We start from the raw sequence: 17,985 nt of genomic DNA, 5'->3' as shown, positions 1-17,985 counted from the left end.
CGTAGGGCGGATTAGCGAAGCGTAATCGGCCATGGTAGCGCCGTCGGCGGCGCATCGATGGCCGATTACGGCGTCCCGCCTAATCCGCCCTACGTGTTTGCCCGGGAACTTGCCCCGACGTCTAAGGTTTGAACCAGATATCGAACCGCGTCGCGCCATCCCCGGTCGCCGCCAGCCGATACGCAAACCCGTGCCGGTTCATCACCTCGCGCACGAACAACAACCCTATCCCCTGGCCGCCCTTCTTGGTGGTGAAAAACGGCGTGAACAACTGCCGCGCCGGCACCATGCCCAGCAGGTTGCCCGAATCGATCACCGACAACCGCACGCCATCCGCCTCGTTCACCAGCGCAAACTCGATAAACCGCTCGCCACCCGCCGCTTCCTCCACCGCCTCCATCGCGTTCTTGACCACGTTCAGCAGCGCCTGCTCGATCAAATGCCGGTCCAGTGCCACGGCCGGCGCCTCGTCGCAGCGCGCCCAGCCGATGCGGATGCCGCGGCCGCGGCACGGCTCGCGGTACAGATACAGGATGTCGTCCATGATGTCGCGCACGGCGTTCGGACGCAGCTCCGGCGCCGGCATCTTGACCACGCGCGCGAAGCGCTCGATAAACTCGCCCAGGCTGGCATTGCGGCGCTTGACCGCGACGATGGCGGTGCTGAAGTCTTCGCCGTCGCGCTCGTTCAACTGGTCGCGGTAGTACAGCAGCGAATCGAGCACCGAACCGGTGGCGGCCACCGTGTTGTTGACCTCATGCGCCAGCACGCGTATCAGCTTGTCGTAGGTATCCTTTTCCGAGCTTTCCAGCTCCTCGGTCAACTCCTCGATCAGCAGAAAATGACGGGCGAAGCCGCGATCGTAGAAGTGGCCGCGCTGGGCACGGTAGCGGCGGCCGTCGGCGTCGGTCAGCAAGCGGCTCTCGCCCAGCGGCAGCAAATCGAGCTGGGCCAGCAGGGCGGGCGAGCGGTCGTGCGCCGCCGACTCGCCGCCGGCCAGCCACGCCCGCAGCGGCTTGCCCTTGGCGTCGTCCAACCCCAGCAGCGCTTGCGCGCTCGCGTTGAACAGACTGATGCGGCCGTCGAAGTCGAACACGATCACCGCGCTGGGCGTGGCCTCCAGCAGGCGGTCGAGAAAGCCTTGCTGCTCGCCGATCCGCAGGCGTTCCTGGTAGAGCCGTCCCAGCATGGTGTTGAACAGGTTGACCAGCTCGTTGAGCTCGCGGTCGGGGCTGTGCTGCAGGCGGGACGCGTATTGCTGGTCCTGCAGAAGATCGTGGAAGTGGCGCGTGTAGCCGAGCGGTTCGAGCGCGCGGCCGATCAGGCGCACGCCCAGCATAAAGCTCAGCAGCAAAGCCGCCTCCAGGGCTATCATCAGCCACGGCGTGGTGCGCAACAGCAGCACCGTCACGGCGACGAACATCAGGTGCGTGGCGACCAGGTAGGCGTACAGCCGATGGCGCAAACTCATGAAAGAGACTCGCCGTCCGGGGCGCCGCCGAGTCCATGGCGTTCCAGCCGGCGGTACAGCGCGGTGCGGCTCAAGCCCAGCGCCTTGGCCACGCGTGAGATATTGCCCTGGTGTTGGTCGAGCGCGTGCGCGATCATGTGCCGCTCAACCTGCTCCAGGGTCATGCCGTCGACCCGCAGCGCGGAGCGCGAGCCGCCCGGCGCGCCATCGTTTTGTTCGGCGGCGATGAAATCGGCTTGGCGCAACTCGCTGCGGCCCACCAGCAGCAGGGTGCGCTCCAGGGTTTGCTTGAGCTGGCGGATATTGCCGGGCCACGCTTGCGCGCCGAGCCACTCCAGCGCTTGCGGGGTGATCGTCGCCGGCCCCAGTCCGTAGCTGGCCGACACCTCGCCGAGGATGTGCCGCGCCAGCAGGGCGATGTCGCTGCGGCGCTCGCGCAGCGGCGGCAGCCGTATCGTGATCAGGTTCAGGCGGTAGAACAGATCCTCGCGGAACTCGCCGCTGGCGACCAGTTCGGCCAGTTCGCGGTTGGTGGCCGACACCACGCGGATGTCCGCGCGCTCGGTGCGGCTGGCGCCGACGGCCTGGTAGGTCTGGTCTTGCAGCACGCGCAGCAGTTTGACCTGGTCGGAACGATTCAGTTCGCCGATCTCGTCGAGGAACAGGGTGCCTTCGTGTGCGCTGGCGACGTGGCCCTTGCGGTCGGTTTTGGCGTCGGTGAAGGCGCCGCGCACGTGGCCGAACATCTCGCTCTCGAACAGCGACGGCGTGATCGCGCCCATGTTGATCTTGACGATGGGACGCGCCGCGCGCGGGCTGTTGCGGTGGAGGGCGTCGGCGATCAGTTCCTTGCCGCTGCCGCTCTCGCCCAGGATCAGCACCGGCGCGCGGGTGGCCGCCACCTGGCCGATGGTCGCCAGCACCTTGAGCAGGCGCGGGTGTTCGCCGACGATGCCGCCGAAATCGAATTGCTGGTCCAGCGCCCGGCGCGACATGGCGGCCTGCGGGATGGCCGCCGGCTCCGCCGATTCCAGGGTCGCGCGGATCAGCGCGATCAGTTGCGTGTTGTCCCACGGTTTGGTGAAGAAGTTGGCGGCGCCGGCCTGCACGCCGCGCACCGCCAGCGCGATCGACCCCCAGGCCGTCATCAGCAGCACCGGCAGCGCGGGGCGGGCCTGCTTGATGTCGGCCAGCAGTTGCAAGCCTTCCTCGCCGCTGGTTTGCAGCGAGAAATTCATGTCCTGCAAGACCAGATCGACCGGTTGTTGCGCCAATGTGGCCAGCGCCTGCCTCGGGTCGTCGCTGCAAACGGTATCGAAGCCGGATTGCTTGAGCAGCAGCGCCAGCGATACCTGGACGGCGCTGTCGTCGTCGACAATTAATATGCGTTGCTTACGGGATGGTTCCATCGACATCAAACAGCCTTATTCATAATGCAGCGCCTGGGTGGGACTGAGGCGCGCGGCGCGCCAGCCCGGGTAGAGCGAACAGAGCAAGGATAGCAGATAGATCACAGCGGCCGATAGCGCCGCCGCCGTCAAAAACACCGGCCAGTTCAGGCTGTCGCCGAACGCGCCGGTCAGCGGCAGTTGCACCAGCAGCACCAGCGCGACCATTACCGCCCCCGTGCTCAGCAGCATTTGCTCGGCGATGATCTGCCGGTAGATGTGGCCGGCGTCGGCGCCCAGCGCGCGCCGCAGGCCGATCTCGGGAATGCGCTGGGTGGTGTTTTGCCACAGCACGCCGAATAGGCCGAAGGCGACCATCACCAGCAGGAAGGCGGCGATCACCGACATGATCACTAGCGGCAGCATCTGCAGTTTCTGCATCGTTTTGCGCGACTCGCTCAGCGGGCTGATGACGAACGACCAGTCGCTGTGCTCGCGCTTGAGGCGGGCGCTGAGACGGGCCTCGAACGCGCGCGGCGTGCCCGGCTTGAGCCTTAGCATGATGATCATGGGCGGGTCCTCGCTGACGCCGGGAACAAAGCGCGGCAGCACGACATTGACCGGGTCCATGTATTCGCCGTTCGTGCGGTACTGCTCGACCACCGCGCTGACGCGGTAGCGCTGCGGCTTGCCGATTGCCATGCCTTCGGCGTCGATGAACACCTGGCCGACCGCCGGGATGCCGGGGAATAGTTTGTCGGCCAGTAGGCGGTTGATCACGACCGGCGTTGTGTCGGCGCCGTCGTCGGCTTTGGAGAACCAGCGGCCCTGCGCCGGCGTCATTTGCATGGCGTCGAAAAAGTCGTCGGTGCTGCCCATGCTGTCGGACTCGACGCGGTTGCTGCCGTCCGGCAGCGAAAAAAAGCCCATCCTGCGTGACATTTCGTACGGCGCCACCGCGGTGAAGGCGACCTTTTCGACCTCCGGCAGATCGAGCAGGGCGCGCTTGAGCGCGTCGTACATGGCGGCGTCGCTGGGGATGCGCTGGGCGTTGCGGATGACGACCGACCACTGGTCGCGCCAGCCGAAGCCGGTCGGCATCTGTTGCAGCTGATAATTGCGCACGGCGAAAGCGACGATGGCGAACACCACCATGAAGGCCAGCAGGATTTCCAGGCTCAGCATCATGTTGCGCGATTTGCGCTTCCAGATCAGTTTGAGGAGATGGTGCAGCATCAGGTATTTCCTTTCAGCGCGCGGACCGGGTCCAGGCGCGACATTTTCCAGGCGGGGATGACCCCCGACAGCACGCCGAACACCAGCGTGAGCAGCAGCCCGTAGCCAAACACCGCCAGGTTGAGTTCGACCTTGAGATAGGGGATCAGGCCGGAACCTTCGAGCCACGACAGCGCGCCGGCGGCGCACACCAGGCCGATCGCGCCGCCGATCAGGCATAGCAGCACGTTCTCCAGCACCAGCTGCGCCACCAGTTGGCGGCTGGTGGCGCCGAAGGCCTTGCGCACGCCGATCTCGCTGCCGCGCTCCATGATGCGCCCGACATTGAGGTTGATCAGGTTGAGCGCCGGCAGCGCCATGAACAGCAGCATCAGCACCACGATGCCGGCGACGAATTTGCCCACGCCGGCGTCCTCGGCGGTGCTGCTCGTCAAGGTCCGGGCGAACAGTTCGAGCTTGGAGTCACCCCAGAACTGCGTCACATTGTATTGGTTCGGATCGTCATAGCGCACCGTCTTGGCGATGCGCACGATGTCGCGCTTGATGGCCGGCAGATCGGCCGCCGTGCGCGCCAGGATCATTAGGGTAAAGCTGCCGAATTCCTGGCTCTTGTAATCGGTGGAGGCCAGCGTGGTGGTCGGAACCCAGGCGTCGGCATAGGCGTTCACTTGCAGCGCATCCTCGACAACGCCGATGACGGTGAACGTCTGGCCGTCCATCAGGATTTTCTGGTTCAGGTAAGGCTGGCCGGGGAACAGCTTGCGCGCCGTCGACAGGTTGAGCACGGCGACGAAGCGCCCCTGTTCGACATCGTCGGCGCTGATGACCCGTCCCGCCACGACGCGGAAATCAAGTATGCGCCAATACTCGGCGTCGGTTCGCCGCAGTTGCACGTCGCTGACCCTGCCGGCCTGGTACACCGCCACCGCTTGCGGAAACATCGATGCCGACACCGCCTCGACGCCTTTCATGGGCTTGAGGTATCGCTCGATGATCTTGTAACCGAAAAACCCCCTGAACTGACCGTTCCGGTCGGTGTGACCCGACTGCATCATGACCATTTGCACGAAGCGGTCGCTCCTGCCCTCGACGCCGGTGGGGTAGAAGGTGTTTTGCAGCAGCGCGCTGACCACCATCAGCACCACCAGGGTCAGCACGATGCACAGCAGGTTGATCGCCGTGAACAGCTTGCGGCGCATGAAGACCTTCCACGCCGTCAGCAGATAATTTCTGAACATGCGGCCCCCTTAAGCGACCAGCTGGCCGTCGAACACGCGCACGATGCGGCCGGCCATCTTCGCCTCCTGCTCGTTGTGGGTGACCATGATGACGGTGGTCCCCTCGCTGTGCAGCTTGAGCAGGATGTCCATCACCTCTTGTCCCATCTTGCTGTCGAGGTTGCCGGTCGGTTCGTCGGCCAGCAAGACCTGCGGCTGGCCGACGATGGCGCGAGCGATCGCCACGCGCTGCTGCTGGCCGCCGGAGAGCTGGTTGGGGTAGTGGTCCATGCGGGCGCCGAGGCCGACTTTTTCCAGCGCCTCGCGCGCCAGCCGCTGGCGCTTCCTGGTCGAGATATTGCGGTACAACAGCGGCAGCTCGACGTTGTCGATCACGCGCAGGTCGTTGATCAGGTGGAAGCTCTGGAAGATGAAGCCGAAGGTCTGGTTGCGCAGCTTGGCGACGTACTTGTCCTTGTACGAGGCCACCGGCGTGCCGGCCACGTGGATGGCGCCGGCGCCGGGATGGTCCAGCAGGCCGATCAGGTTGAGCAGGGTGCTCTTGCCGCAGCCGCTGGGGCCCATGATGCAGACGAATTCCGCTTTCTCGACGTGCAGGTCGATGTCTTTCAGGGCCAGGGTTTCGACCTTGTCGGTCTGGTAGGTTTTGCTGACTTTGCTCAGGCGAATCATGAAGGGCCTTTCTCTCTATTAGTGGACGCTTAGTCGACGCGGATGCTGTCGCGGTCCTTGTAGTTGCGGGTATCGGAAATGATGAGGCGGTCGCCGGCGCGGGCGCCGGCCCGGATCTCGACGTTCTTGCCGTCGCTGGCGCCGATGTCGAGCAGGGTCTTGCGGGCCACGCCGTCGCGTACGACAAAGATGTCCTGCGGGCCGCGGCCGTTGAAGGCGGGGCCGCTGTCGGCCAGCAGCACGTTTTTCCTTTGCTCGGTGACGATGTTGACCTCGACGCGCAGTTTGTTGCGCAGCATCGCGTGGTGCGGATCGGCCAGGGTCACCAGCAGCTTGACGGTGCCGTTCTGGATTTCCGGCAGGACGGTGTGGACTTCGCCTTTGAGCTTGACGTTGCCCTGTTCGACCAGCACCGGCAGGCCGGCGCTGAGCGCGCGCGCATGGAAGTCGGACAGCGAGGCCTCGACCTTGTAGTTGTTCAGCTCGGACACCCTGGCCACCAGCTGGCCGGTGGCCAGGCTGGCGCCCTCGTCGGCCAGCAGGAAGGTCAGCATGCCGGCGAACGGCGCGCGCACCTGGGTTTGCGCCAGCAGTTGCTGTTGTTCTTGCAGTTGCTTTTGCAGGATGCTTTTTTGCAGCCGCGCGCCTTCGATGTTGCTGGAGGTGACGCGCTTGCTGTCCTCGATCTGTTCGCGTTTTTGCCGCAGCTGGATCTCGTTGCGCTGGACGTTGAGCTCGGCCGTGAGCAGATCCTCGGCCGAGACGCCGCCGGCCTTGCGCAAGGTCTGGTAGCGGCCCAGCCGGACGCGCGTCGCTTGCAGGTCGAGCTCCAGCAACTCGATGGCGCTCAGCAGCTCCTTGCGTTTCTGCTCCAGTTCCAGGGTTAGCGCCAGGATGCGGTTCTCCTGCTGCGCCAGCTGTTCCTTGAGGGCGTCGATCGCCAGCAGCACGGTGCGGTTGTCCAGTTCCAGCAGCAGCTCGCCGGCCTGTACCTGCTGGCCGAGTTTGGCCTGCACCTTGGCGACGCGGGTCTGGATCGGGCTGGCGACCAGCGCCTCGTGGATGGGGATGACGATGCCGGAGGCGTTGATGGTGTTGGCGATATCGCCGACACGGACCTCGGCGATGCTGACGCCGCCGGCCTCGACGCTGGGACTGACGGCGCGGTTGATGCCCCAGGCGCCGACGCACAGCGTAGCGAGCAGCGCGGCGATGGCGAGCACGGTGTTGCGGCGGCGGCCGGCGATGATTTTGGGGCTGAGGGCCTGGTCCATGGCGATGCGAGCGAAGGTTGTGTTCCCCTCACTATTGCAATCGCCGTGCCACCGGGTTGATTTTTGATTAAGCCATATAAATCAATGCGATAGCGATGGCTGCCGGGCGTCGGGCGCGGGGCCGGTTGCCCGGCTTCGCCCACCGTCGTCCGGAAACGGACACCCCGTGGCTGGCCTTAGCCGAGGCGCTTGCTCATACCGGTGTACGAGAAACGCTGGCCGTCGATGTGGAACATGCCTTCGATCTCGCCGGTTTTGTGGAAGCCGCTGCGCAGGTAGAGATTGATGGCGGGAGTGTTGGCCGACAGTACCTGCAGGTCTATCCATTCCAGCGCGGACTGCTGCGCCCACGACTGCGCATGCGCGATCAGGCGGCCGCCGAGGCCGGCCTTGCGCTGGCCGCGATCGACGCCCATTCCCAGCAGGCAGCGGTGGGCCGCGTAGCGCTCGGCATGCGCGCGCAGATCGATGTGGCCGGCGATGCGGCCGTCGGCGTCGCGTGCCACCCAGGCGCGGCGCCAGCCGGGCGCGCCCACGTCGACGCGCATGCCGGTCTTGAACGCATCCGCCTTGTCGGCGGGGAAGCGCGAATCGTCGCGCGACAGCGGCTGGAAATAGCCGGTGCCGTCGCGGCCGTTGTCCGACAAGTGGTCGTTGAGATAGGCGAGGAAAAGATCGAAATCGTCGGGACTCAGTTGCTCGATTGAAGTCATATCGTAAAGTGTGTGCCTGTGGAAATTTACCAACCGTTGATGTAAATCAATGTGTTACGGTGATGGCCAGGACATCGTCGTTGGAGGGGCTTCATGGCCATCAAAAAAAATGTTGCCGTACTGCTTATGTTGCCTGTGTTCGCCATCGCGGCGGAAGATGAAATCGCCACCGACCGGCCGGATTTCGTCGAGTCCAGCAACGTCGTCGGCAAGGGCCGCTTTCAGATCGAAACCAGCTTCGCGGCCGACCGCAACAAGGCCGACGGCATCAAGGATAAAGCATACTCGACACCGACCTTGCTGCGCTACGGCGTGAGCGAGGATTGGGAGGTGCGGCTTGAAACGGACGGGCGCATCCGCGCCACCACCACCGACATCGCCAGCGGCACGCGCTCGACCGAGAGCGGCTATGGCGACGTTTCCCTTGGCGTCAAATGGCATATCGCCGACGAGAACGGTACGTCGCCGTCGATGGGCGTGCTCGCCCACGTGGACCTCGACACCGGCTCGGCGCCATTCCGCGCGCAAGGCAAGGGCGGTTCGCTGCGGTTGGCGGCCGAGTGGGAGTTCGCCGACGACTGGTCGCTCGGCGTCATGCCCGGCCTGGCCTGGCTGCCCAACGATAATGGCGACCGCCACGCCACCGGCATTTTCGGCATCGTGCTGGGCAAGGGGTGGACCGATCAACTGCGCACCTTTGTCGAGTACTCCGACGAAAAGATCGCCCGCGCGCGCGACGGCGGCACCATCAGCACGCTGGACGTCGGCGCCGCCTACCTGCTGACCAAGACGGTGCAGCTCGACACGGCGCTGTCGCGCGGGCTCAACAGCCGCACGCCCGACTGGAGCTGGACGGTCGGCCTTTCCATGAAGTTTTAAGCAGGGGGTACCATGCGGTTGACGATCAGGCAGCGCTTGCTGTTATCCAATGTGGTCACGCTGGCCTTCGTCAGCCTGGTGGGCATCGTCGGTTACGTCGCGGTGCAGGTGCTCGACGGGGCGATCGGCGCCATCAGCACCAACAGCGCGGCGATGAAGGATCAGTTACAGGCCGATATGATGCACGACGCGTTGCGCGCCGATGTGCTGGCCGCGCGCCTGGCCGCCGAGAAGAACGATCCGGCCGAGGTGAAGGGCGTGCGCGAGGACCTGGCCGAGCACATGGCCCTGTTCCGCAAGGGCATCAAGGATATGGAGGCGGCCGACATCGATGCCGAAGTCCGCGCCGCCATCGCCACCGTGCGGCCCGACGTCGAACGCTACCTGAAAAACACCGAGGAGATGGTCGAGCTGTCGCTGACCAACAAGGACGCGGCGCAGGCCAGGTTCGGCGGCTTCATGGACAGCTTCCGCGCGCTGGAAAAAAGCATGTCGACGCTGAGCGACCTGATCGAGAAGAATTCGGAGTCGGCCAAGGAGGTCGGCGACAGCGCGGTGGCGAACTCGCGCTATCAGATCATCGGGTTCTCGCTGCTGGCGGTGGTGGTGGCGCTGGTGATCGGCCAACTCATCACCCGCTCCATCATGCAGCCGCTGAACGAGGCGGTGGGGTTCGCGGAGCGCGTGTCGAAGGGGGATTTGTCCGGCAGCATGACGCTCGACGCGGCCGACATCTCGGAGACGGGCCTGCTCAAGCGCGCGCTTTCCAATATGAACGGCAGCCTGCACGCCATCGTCAGCCAGGTGCGCAGCGGCACCGACGCGATCGCGCTGGCGTCGAATGAAATCGCCTCCGGCAATATGGACCTGTCGTCGCGCACCGAGTCGCAGGCCAGTTCGCTCGAGGAGACGGCCTCGTCGATGGAGGAGTTGACGTCGGCAGTGAAGCAAAATTCCAGCAACGCGGGCCAGGCCAACGACCTGGCGTCGTCGGCGGCCAGCGTCGCCAGCAAGGGCGGGACGGTCATGACGCAGGTGGTCGAGACGATGGGCGCCATCAACGCCTCGTCGCAAAAGATCGTCGACATCATCGGCGTGATCGAGGGGATCGCCTTCCAGACCAATATCCTGGCGTTGAACGCGGCGGTGGAAGCGGCGCGCGCGGGCGAGCAGGGCCGTGGCTTCGCGGTGGTCGCCTCGGAGGTGCGCAGCCTGGCGCACCGGTCCGATTCGGCCGCCAAGGAGATCAAGCAGCTGATCGACGCGTCGGTCGCGCAGGTGGGGGCGGGCAGCGTGCTGGTTGGCCAGGCCGGCGGCACGATGGACGAGATCGTCACCGGCATCAGCCGCGTCAACACCATCGTCGGCGAGATCGCCACCGCCAGCCGCGAGCAGGAACTGGGAATCGAGCAGATCAATCAAGCGATCGGCAGCATCGACAGCACCACGCAGCAAAACGCCGCGCTGGTGGAGCAGGCGGCCGCTGCGGCCGGCGCCTTGCAGGCGCAGGCCGACCAGCTGGCCGAGGCGGTCAAGGTCTTCCGGCTGTCGCGCTAGGACCGGCGCAGCCGCATGGCGCCGACCAGCCCCAGTCCGGCCAGCAGCAGCGTCACCGAACCCGGCTCAGGCACCGCCGACGCGCTTTGGAAGCTCAGGTCGTCCATCACGTACGAACCCTGGAAGCCGGTCGATACGACGATCGCATCAATGGCGCCGTCCCAGCCGGCATCCAGGAAGGCCGGCGTTTCCGACAGCTGCAGCAGTGCCGAGCTGGCCACCAGTCGATTTCCGCTATACAAGTCAAAGCGCACACTGCTGTCGCCGTAACCCGAGAACCAGGCGCCGTTGAAGACGGTTGGCGCCAGGAAGCGGATGGTGCTCGCGATCGGCCCGCCGTCGATCCAGTCGGTCGTCACCCTGCCAGTGCCGGAATGCGGGGTGAAGGGCGCCTGTTCACCGGTGAACACCGACAGGCCGGAGCTCGACCAGTCCAGTCCACCGTAGTTGTCGGGCACGTGGGCATAACCGTCGGGACCGACGATGTCGTCGAAAGTGAGCACGCCGGCCGAGGCCCAAGGTGTGCACAGGGCGATGGCGGCGCTGAAGGCCAATTTGCGGATGATCGGATACATGAATGTCCTGTTGAAGTGAAGTTAAAAAACAGCGGCGGCCGGGCGCGCCGGCCGCTTGCCTGTGCTTAAGCCTGGCCCAGGGCCGGGTCGCTGACCGTGTGCCTTCCGGTCTCGACGCGGCCGGCGAAGCGTCGCAGGTAATCGGGCTGGCCCGACACCGTGGCGCTGAAGTCATACCAGCAGCCGTTGCCCGCCACCGGAATGCGCAACACCAGTTCGCTGCGCGGCGCGACCGTGTGAAGCTGCTTCAGCGGCGCATAGGCGTTGGCGTTCAGGTTGAAGGTGCAGGCGGTGGCGCCCGTGTTGACAAGGCGGATCACAAGCTCCGCCGTGGTTGCGTCGCAGCGCACCTGCACGTCCGGGCGCGGCTGGCCCGCCGCGACGGCGCGCAGCGCGCTGCCGGTGAAGTGACGGTGGTAGCCGTTCGGCCCCAGCACCCACAGGTCATAGGCGCCGCCGACCGCCGGCGTCCAGGCATCCGACAGCGATTTGCCGGGCTCGACTGTGTAGCGGCGCGGCACGGCGGCCAGGTCCTTGCGGTCGTACACATGGAACACGGCGGCCTGGCGACCGGTATTGAAGAAGCCCAGGGCGACCCGCGCGGCGTTCATCGTGGCGCCAGGCTGCACCTCGCAGGTGGTCGCCAGCTCGTAGGGCAGCGCGCGCGACGGCCGGGTGCCGGCGGCCTGCACCGGCATGCTCGGCGCGGCAGGAGGCCGGATTTGCGACAGCCGCTGCTGCGCCGCGCGCAGGGCGTCTGCCTGGCTTTTGTTCTTTTTCCCCGCGAGCTGCGGCAGTGCCTCGGAATTGGGCGTGGCAAAGTTGAAGGCGCTCGTCAAATCGCCGCAGACGGCACGGCGGAACGGGCTGATGTTCGGCTCCTGCACACCGAAGCGCGCTTCCAGGAAGCGCAGCACGGAGGTGTGGTCGAACACCTGGGAGTTGACCCAGCCGCCACGGCTCCACGGCGAAATCACGAACAGCGGCACGCGCGGCCCCGGGCCATAGACGCGGCCGTCCGGGGCGGGCTGCCCCGCGCTGCCGGCCGGTTTGGGATAAGTGTGGTACTCGGGTGACAGCTGGGCTTGGGCCAGCGTGGTCTTGCCGGCGTAGCCGCCCTTGCCGTCGGGCGAAGGCGCGGACGGCGAGGGCACGTGGTCGAAATAGCCGTCGTTCTCGTCATAGGTGACGATCAGCACGGTCTTGCTCCAGACCTCGGGGTTGGCCGTCAAGGCGTCCAGGACCTCCTGCACGAACCACGCGCCCTGCACCGGGCTGGACGGGCTAGGGTGCTCGCAGTAAATCGACGGCGCGTTCACCCACGACACTTGCGGCAGCTTGCCTTCGCGGATGTCGCGCTTGAACGCATCCAGGTACTGCTCGGGTTGGCTACCCGGAAGGGTGTTGGCGACGCCTTTGTACAGCGGATTATTGACGTTGTCGGTCGCCGCGTCGTAGGCGTGATACGGCAGTGCCTGGCCGGTATTGGTGTAGGGCCGGCCGGGCGCGCCGCCGCTGGAGACGGGGTAGCCCGACGCGATGTTGGCGCGCCTGAATTGCCGGAAAGCCCCCAGCATATTGTCGCCCCATTCATCCGGCATGTTCTGGTAGCTCATCCAGCGTACGCCGGCGGCTTCGAGACGTTCCGCGTAGGTGGTCCAGGTATAGCCGGTGTCGACGCCGCCGGCCAGGCCGTCGATGGCATCCCACTCGTTGCTGACGAAGGCCGTGCCGGTCGGTACCGCGCCATTCGTGCCGGTCAGGAAGAACGAGCGGTTCGCGTCGGTACCCGTGTGCATCGCGCAGTGGTAGGCGTCGCACAGGGTGAACGCGTTGGCCAGCGCAAACTGGAACGGGATCTCGGCTTCCTTGAAAAAGCCCATCGAAATCGGGTTCTTGTAGCGCGGCCACTGGTCCATGCGGCCGTGGTCCCAGGCCAGCTGGCTATCGAGCCAGTCGTGTGGCGTGCCGCTGGCGCGCTGCGCGTTGCCGGTGCTCCCATCCAGATGGAAAGGCGATATCACGTCGCCGTTCGCCGTGCGCTGTTGCCAGATGTTGCGGCCCTCCGGCAAGGGGATGGGGAAACGGTCGCCGAAGCCGCGCACGCCGGCGAGCGTGCCGAAATAATGGTCGAACGCGCGGTTCTCCTGCATCAGGATCACCACATGCTCGACGTCCTGGATGGTGCCGGTCGCATTGTTGGCGGGGATGGCGAGCGCGCGCTGTATCGATGGCGGAAAGGCTGCGTAAGCGCCGGCGGCGATGCCCGCGCGGGCGCTGTTGAGGAGGAAGCTGCGTCGTGAGGTCATAAATTTGATGTGAGGACGTTAAGGGGTACGCGGCGGGGCTGCGCGTTGCGGTGTTGTCTTCGTGATACCGTTTTGCTGTGCGGCCCCGCTACTTTAGGTCGCAAGTGTTACGGCTCAATGACAGGCGGGAGGCGTGACGGTCAAAGTTTTCCGGCGCCTGCGCCAAGCAACGTCCCAGGCGACCACCGGATTTGACTTACCGTTGGTACCGTTTCCATATAAACTTGGCATTCTGCTCATTTTGCCAAGGTCAATGGAACCGATGAACGCCCCTTCTTCCCGTCTGGATGTGATCGATGCGCTGCGCGGCTTCGCCATCGTGTCGATCATGCTGCTTCACAACATCGAACATTTCGACTTCTATTTTTCCCCCAGCGGCCTGCCCGAGTGGCTGAAGCTGATCGACAAAATGATCTGGGACAGCATGTTCTTCCTCTTCGGCGGAAAGTCCTACGCCATCTTCGCCTTGCTGTTTGGCATAACTTTTTATATCCAGTGGCATAGCCGCGAGCAGCGCGGCGAGGATTTCCGGCCCCGGTTCGCGTGGCGGTTGGCATTGCTGCTGGCATTCGGCCTGTTCAATTCGCTGTTCTATCAGGGCGACATTCTGAGTATTTACGCCGTCCTGGGATTCGCGTTGATACCCGTCGCGCGGCTGCGCAGCGGAACCGTGCTCGCCATCGCCGTGATATTGCTGCTGCAGCCCTACGCATGGCTGGAGTTTTTCCAGGCACTGCCGAATCCCGACGAGAAACTAGCCGATCCGGCGTCGTGGGCTTATTTCGGCCGCACTACTGAATATATGACCAATGGATCTATTTTCGATGTCTGGTGGGGCAATCTGACCAACGGTAAAGTCGCGGCGCTGCGCTGGAGTTGGGAAAATGGCCGGATATTCCAGATCCCCGCTTTGTTCATGCTGGGTATGCTGGCCGGCCGAAAAGGCGTATTTAAAACCTCGGCCGAGAATAAAACATTCTGGCTGCGGACGCTGGTTATCGCCGCGCTGGCGTTTATTCCGCTCTATCTGCTTAAATCGAATCCGGAATCATGGAATGTCGGCCAGGCGGTACAACGTCCATTGCTGGTGATTGTCACGTCGTGGTCGAATCTGGCGTTTATGCTGGTGCTGGTATCCGGTTTTGCGCTGCTGTTTTATTTCTGGCGGTGGCTGGCGTTCTTTTCGCCATTGGGAAAGATGAGCATGACCAGTTATGTCGTGCAATCAATTGTCGGTACCTGGATTTATTATGGTTTCGGCTTGGGGATGTATCAATATACCGGCGCCAGCTACGCGCTGGCGATAGGGATAGTGCTGGCCCTGTTGCAACGTCAGTTCAGCGTGTGGTGGCTGAAGAGTCATAAGCAGGGTCCGCTCGAAACACTGTGGCACCGGGCCACCTGGATGGGCGCACCCCGGTAGAGCGTGCCAGTTATTGGCGCGAATATACCAAAATCGAGCTTGCGGGGGGGGGCGGAAGGCGGTTTCGTTATTCGCCCGCCGGCTCGTCGTCGGGGTCGATCCAGAGGATGCGGCCGTGGCCCGCTTCATTCAGGCGGGTGACGAATGGGATGGCGGCATTGTCCGCCAGGCTGAATTCAAACCTGACGTCGTCCGCGTGCGAAACATTATCGAGGCTGGCGCCCGCTATCTCGATTTCGCGGCGTATCATTCCTTCCATCGCATATGGCACGGTACAGATTAAATGACGCAGCTTGATAATGGCGATTTTCTCGGCGCTTAATAAAGCCTGCGCCACGCTGTCGGTATAAGCCCGCACCAAACCACCCGCGCCCAGTTTGACGCCGCCGAAATACCGCACGACGGTGGCCAATACCCCCTCCAGATCCTGATGCCTTAAAACATCCAGCATCGGCCGTCCGGCCGTTCCGCTGGGTTCGCCGTCATCGACCGCCGCCGATTGTCCTCCCGCCAATAATGCCCAGCAGACGTGCGCGGCCTGCGGATGTTGCGCCCATAATTCCGCCACCACTTTTTGCGCGGCGGCCCGGTCCGTCATTGGCTGCACGCAGGCAATAAAGCGGCTTTTTTTAATCAGCAATTCATGCTGGACGGGAGCGATAATGGTTTGAGGCATTGCGGTGATTTCAGGGCTGGCCGGCGGTCGGAACCGCGTATGGTGCCAGATATCATTGGGAAATACAAAAAACGGCCGCCGGAGCGGCACGATATAATCTGGCGGTGTCGCCCGAAGATCGCCGCCGCATTTCACCACTACCGCCAAGACAGCACCATGACTGACATTGCAGATCAAGAAAACGACGACCAACTGATGCGCCAGCTTGGTCTGACGGCCAAGGGTTTTTTGCTGTCCCGGATGGAAGGGCGGGTGTTTTTGCGCCTGACCGGCATTGTCGAGTATAACGGCACCCATTACCCCTACGATCTGGTGCCGGCGCAGGGCGTGCTGGCCAAGCCGTCCAAGTGGCGCAAGATGGATGGCGACACAAGGTCGGCGCTGTTGCGCGAGCGCGCCAGCGACGCCGTCGTCGCCGAGCTCCATGGTTATGTCGGCGACTTCGTGCGCGAGATGGCCGATGCCTGCGACGATTGCGACCTGGACCCGCAACCCTTCCTGCAAGCGCTGGCCGACATGCAGATCTCCGAGCCGGCCGGCACCGTGTTCGACCGCATCCGCCAGCGGCTGGAACACGCCGTCGAGCGCGAAATGGAGGAACAGCACGCCGAACGCACCCGGCAAAGCATCAATCTGGCCGAATATCCGGCATCGTTCGACGTCGCCCGCCGCATCAAACGCAAGTTCATCGCGCTGCTGGGACCGACCAATTCCGGCAAGACCCACCAGGCCATCGAGGCGTTGGCCAAGGCGCCGAGCGGCGTGTATCTGGCGCCGTTGCGTCTGCTGGCGCTGGAAAACTACGAGCGCCTGCAGGGCATGGAGCAGCACGGCAAGCCGCTGGCCGTCAGCCTGGTGACCGGCGAGGAGCGGCGCCTGGTGGCCGGCGCCACCCACGTCGCCAGCACGGTCGAGATGCTCGATACCCGCACGCCGGTCGATGTGGCCGTGATCGACGAGATCCAGATGCTGGCCGACCGCGACCGCGGCTCGGCCTGGACCGCCGCCGTCTGCGGCGCGCCGGCGCATACCGTGTACCTGGTCGGGGCGCCGGAGGCGCGCCGCGCCATCGAGGTGCTGGCCGCGCGGCTTGAATGCGAGCTGGAAGTGCATGTGTTGAAGCGCAAGGGACCGCTGTCGATGGAGCCGTCGGCCGTGCGCAAACTGACCAATCTGCGGCGCGGCGACGCCGTCATCTGTTTTTCGCGCCGGGAAGTGCTGATGTGGCGCGACATGGTGACCGAGGTCGGCCTGTCGGTGGCCACCGTCTACGGCAATTTGTCGCCGGAGGTGCGGCGCGCGCAGGCCCAGCGCTTCCGCGAGGGCGCGGCCGACGTGGTGGTCGGCACGGACGCCATCGCCATGGGCTTGAATATGCCAATTGCGCGCATCGTGATGACTACGTCCGTCAAATACAATGGATATGAAGAGGAAGAGATTCCCGCCGCGCTGGCCAGGCAGATCGCCGGCCGCGCCGGGCGCTTTGGCGTGCACGAGGAGGGGCTGGTGGCCGGCTACGACAACGAGACGCACAATGTGATGCGCTCGCTGTTGCAGGAGAAGCCGGTGCCGCTGAAAACCACCGGCTTTGCCGTGGCGCCAACGTTGGAACATTTGCACCGGATTTCGTCGGTGACCAACGAACATGGCCTGGCCAAGCTGCTCAAGCGCTTCGTGCACAACATCGACGTGCCGGACGGGTTCTTCTATCCGCGCATCACGGAGGACCAGTTCGAACGGGCCGCCTGGCTCGATACCTTGCAACTGACGGTGGCGGAGAAATTCGCGCTGTCGCTGGTGCCGATCTCGTCCAAGGTGCACACGTTGCAGCACGCCTGGGAGGGCTGGGCCACCGCGCTGGCGCACAAGAAGATCACGCGCCTCAAGCCGGAGCAGAATCCGCTGCATTTCATGAACTTGCAGGAGGTGGAGGATGCGTGCCGGCTGTATTCGGCCTACGCCTGGCTGGCCTATCGCCAGCCGGAGTACTTCCCGGACACGGAGCTGGCGCAAAAGCTGTCGCGCGAAGCGTCCGAGCGCGTCGATTCGATACTGCAGGACCAGAACTCGGCCGCCCGCAAGCGTCAGCCGAAGAAGTTCCGGCGCTGATCAGGCATCCGGCTGCGGGTCGCCGTGCAGCTTGAAGCGGCAGGATAATTTGAACGGCCGGGTTACGCCTTTGGGGTCGGAGACCATCGGCACGGCAAAGGACTGTTCGTCGAGCAGTTCCAGGGTCCAGGTGGTGGCGCCGAAGAAGTCGAAGTGGATGATGTTGGGCTCGACCAGTTCCAGGCCGGTGAAGGCGCCGGTCGAGTACATCGCGCCCAGCCGCGCGGCGTCGACGATGTCGAGCTTGGGATCGAGCAGATAGATGCGCAACGTGTCTTCGTGGATGATGTCGTCGGTCAGGAAGATCAGGAAGTGGCCCTTCCAGCACACGGCCGCTTCCAGCACCGCGCCTTCGACGATTTTTTCCGTGGTTTCGCCGTAGAGTATGAGTTCGCTGCGCGGCAGGTCGTCGGTGGTCTGCCGGGGGCGGATCGAGAGGTCGTCTGTCGAGAACAGTTTCATGAT

Annotated in this window: 15 protein-coding genes; 4 read left to right on the top strand and 11 right to left on the bottom strand. The window is 64.4% G+C overall.

Annotated elements, in window-relative coordinates:
• Nucleotides 1-121 precede the first annotated feature (121 nt).
• From MRBLMU1_RS17220 to MRBLMU1_RS17190, 7 genes are all read right to left on the bottom strand, one after another.
• Nucleotides 122-1,471, bottom strand: coding sequence for a sensor histidine kinase (locus MRBLMU1_RS17220; protein WP_363503531.1), 1,350 nt, complete (start codon nt 1,469-1,471; stop codon nt 122-124).
• Nucleotides 1,468-2,880 (bottom strand): sigma-54-dependent transcriptional regulator, encoded by a 1,413-nt coding sequence (locus tag MRBLMU1_RS17215; RefSeq protein ID WP_363503529.1) that lies wholly within the window; start codon nt 2,878-2,880, stop codon nt 1,468-1,470. The genes MRBLMU1_RS17220 and MRBLMU1_RS17215 overlap by 4 nt, the downstream gene beginning before the upstream one ends.
• 15 nt (nt 2,881-2,895) lie before the next feature.
• A complete protein-coding gene (locus MRBLMU1_RS17210; RefSeq protein ID WP_363503527.1) occupies nt 2,896-4,095 on the bottom strand; it encodes an ABC transporter permease in 1,200 nt (399 codons plus the stop codon).
• On the bottom strand, nt 4,095-5,333 hold the full coding sequence (locus tag MRBLMU1_RS17205) for an ABC transporter permease (RefSeq protein WP_363503525.1): 1,239 nt from the start codon (nt 5,331-5,333) through the stop codon (nt 4,095-4,097). The genes MRBLMU1_RS17210 and MRBLMU1_RS17205 overlap by 1 nt, the downstream gene beginning before the upstream one ends.
• A gap of 9 nt (nt 5,334-5,342) precedes the next feature.
• Nucleotides 5,343-6,005: an ABC transporter ATP-binding protein gene (locus MRBLMU1_RS17200; protein WP_363503523.1), complete on the bottom strand. Its 663-nt coding sequence runs from the start codon at nt 6,003-6,005 to the stop codon at nt 5,343-5,345.
• A gap of 29 nt (nt 6,006-6,034) precedes the next feature.
• The gene (locus tag MRBLMU1_RS17195) at nt 6,035-7,279 is read right to left on the bottom strand and encodes an efflux RND transporter periplasmic adaptor subunit (RefSeq protein WP_363503521.1); all 1,245 of its coding nucleotides are present in this window, start codon (nt 7,277-7,279) and stop codon (nt 6,035-6,037) included.
• A gap of 176 nt (nt 7,280-7,455) precedes the next feature.
• A complete protein-coding gene (locus MRBLMU1_RS17190) occupies nt 7,456-7,992 on the bottom strand; it encodes a GNAT family N-acetyltransferase (protein WP_363503519.1) in 537 nt (178 codons plus the stop codon).
• A gap of 93 nt (nt 7,993-8,085) precedes the next feature.
• Here MRBLMU1_RS17190 and MRBLMU1_RS17185 point away from each other — a divergent pair, with 93 nt between their 5' ends.
• On the top strand, nt 8,086-8,871 hold the full coding sequence (locus tag MRBLMU1_RS17185; RefSeq protein ID WP_363503517.1) for a transporter: 786 nt from the start codon (nt 8,086-8,088) through the stop codon (nt 8,869-8,871).
• A gap of 12 nt (nt 8,872-8,883) precedes the next feature.
• Nucleotides 8,884-10,428, top strand: coding sequence for a methyl-accepting chemotaxis protein (locus tag MRBLMU1_RS17180; RefSeq protein ID WP_363503515.1), 1,545 nt, complete (start codon nt 8,884-8,886; stop codon nt 10,426-10,428).
• Here MRBLMU1_RS17180 and MRBLMU1_RS17175 read toward each other — a convergent pair.
• Both MRBLMU1_RS17175 and MRBLMU1_RS17170 read right to left on the bottom strand, forming a co-directional pair.
• Nucleotides 10,425-11,003, bottom strand: coding sequence for a PEP-CTERM sorting domain-containing protein (locus tag MRBLMU1_RS17175; RefSeq protein WP_363503513.1), 579 nt, complete (start codon nt 11,001-11,003; stop codon nt 10,425-10,427). The genes MRBLMU1_RS17180 and MRBLMU1_RS17175 overlap by 4 nt on opposite strands.
• Nucleotides 11,004-11,068: 65 nt before the next feature.
• A complete protein-coding gene (locus MRBLMU1_RS17170) occupies nt 11,069-13,312 on the bottom strand; it encodes a phosphocholine-specific phospholipase C (RefSeq protein WP_363503511.1) in 2,244 nt (747 codons plus the stop codon).
• A gap of 133 nt (nt 13,313-13,445) precedes the next feature.
• Here MRBLMU1_RS17170 and MRBLMU1_RS17165 point away from each other — a divergent pair, with 133 nt between their 5' ends.
• On the top strand, nt 13,446-14,735 hold the full coding sequence (locus MRBLMU1_RS17165; RefSeq protein ID WP_363503509.1) for a DUF418 domain-containing protein: 1,290 nt from the start codon (nt 13,446-13,448) through the stop codon (nt 14,733-14,735).
• Nucleotides 14,736-14,802: 67 nt separating this feature from the next.
• On the opposite strand, the gene MRBLMU1_RS17160 is transcribed toward MRBLMU1_RS17165, so the two are convergent.
• On the bottom strand, nt 14,803-15,411 hold the full coding sequence (locus tag MRBLMU1_RS17160; RefSeq protein WP_363503606.1) for an IMPACT family protein: 609 nt from the start codon (nt 15,409-15,411) through the stop codon (nt 14,803-14,805).
• 156 nt (nt 15,412-15,567) lie between these two features.
• Between MRBLMU1_RS17160 and MRBLMU1_RS17155 the strand changes: the two genes are divergently transcribed.
• Nucleotides 15,568-17,520 carry a helicase-related protein gene (locus MRBLMU1_RS17155; RefSeq protein WP_363503507.1) on the top strand — a complete coding sequence of 651 codons (1,953 nt, stop codon included), beginning with the start codon at nt 15,568-15,570 and terminating at the stop codon, nt 17,518-17,520.
• On the opposite strand, the gene MRBLMU1_RS17150 is transcribed toward MRBLMU1_RS17155, so the two are convergent.
• The gene (locus MRBLMU1_RS17150; protein ID WP_363503505.1) at nt 17,521-17,982 is read right to left on the bottom strand and encodes a hypothetical protein; all 462 of its coding nucleotides are present in this window, start codon (nt 17,980-17,982) and stop codon (nt 17,521-17,523) included.
• Between the last annotated feature and the right edge of the window lie 3 nt (nt 17,983-17,985).

Source organism: Burkholderia sp. LMU1-1-1.1 (genome assembly GCF_040675865.1).
In the GTDB taxonomy this organism is placed as follows: domain Bacteria; phylum Pseudomonadota; class Gammaproteobacteria; order Burkholderiales; family Burkholderiaceae_D; genus Rugamonas.
The sequence above is the reverse complement of the archived record's forward strand: the minus strand, read 5'-3'. Positions and strand labels throughout refer to the sequence as shown.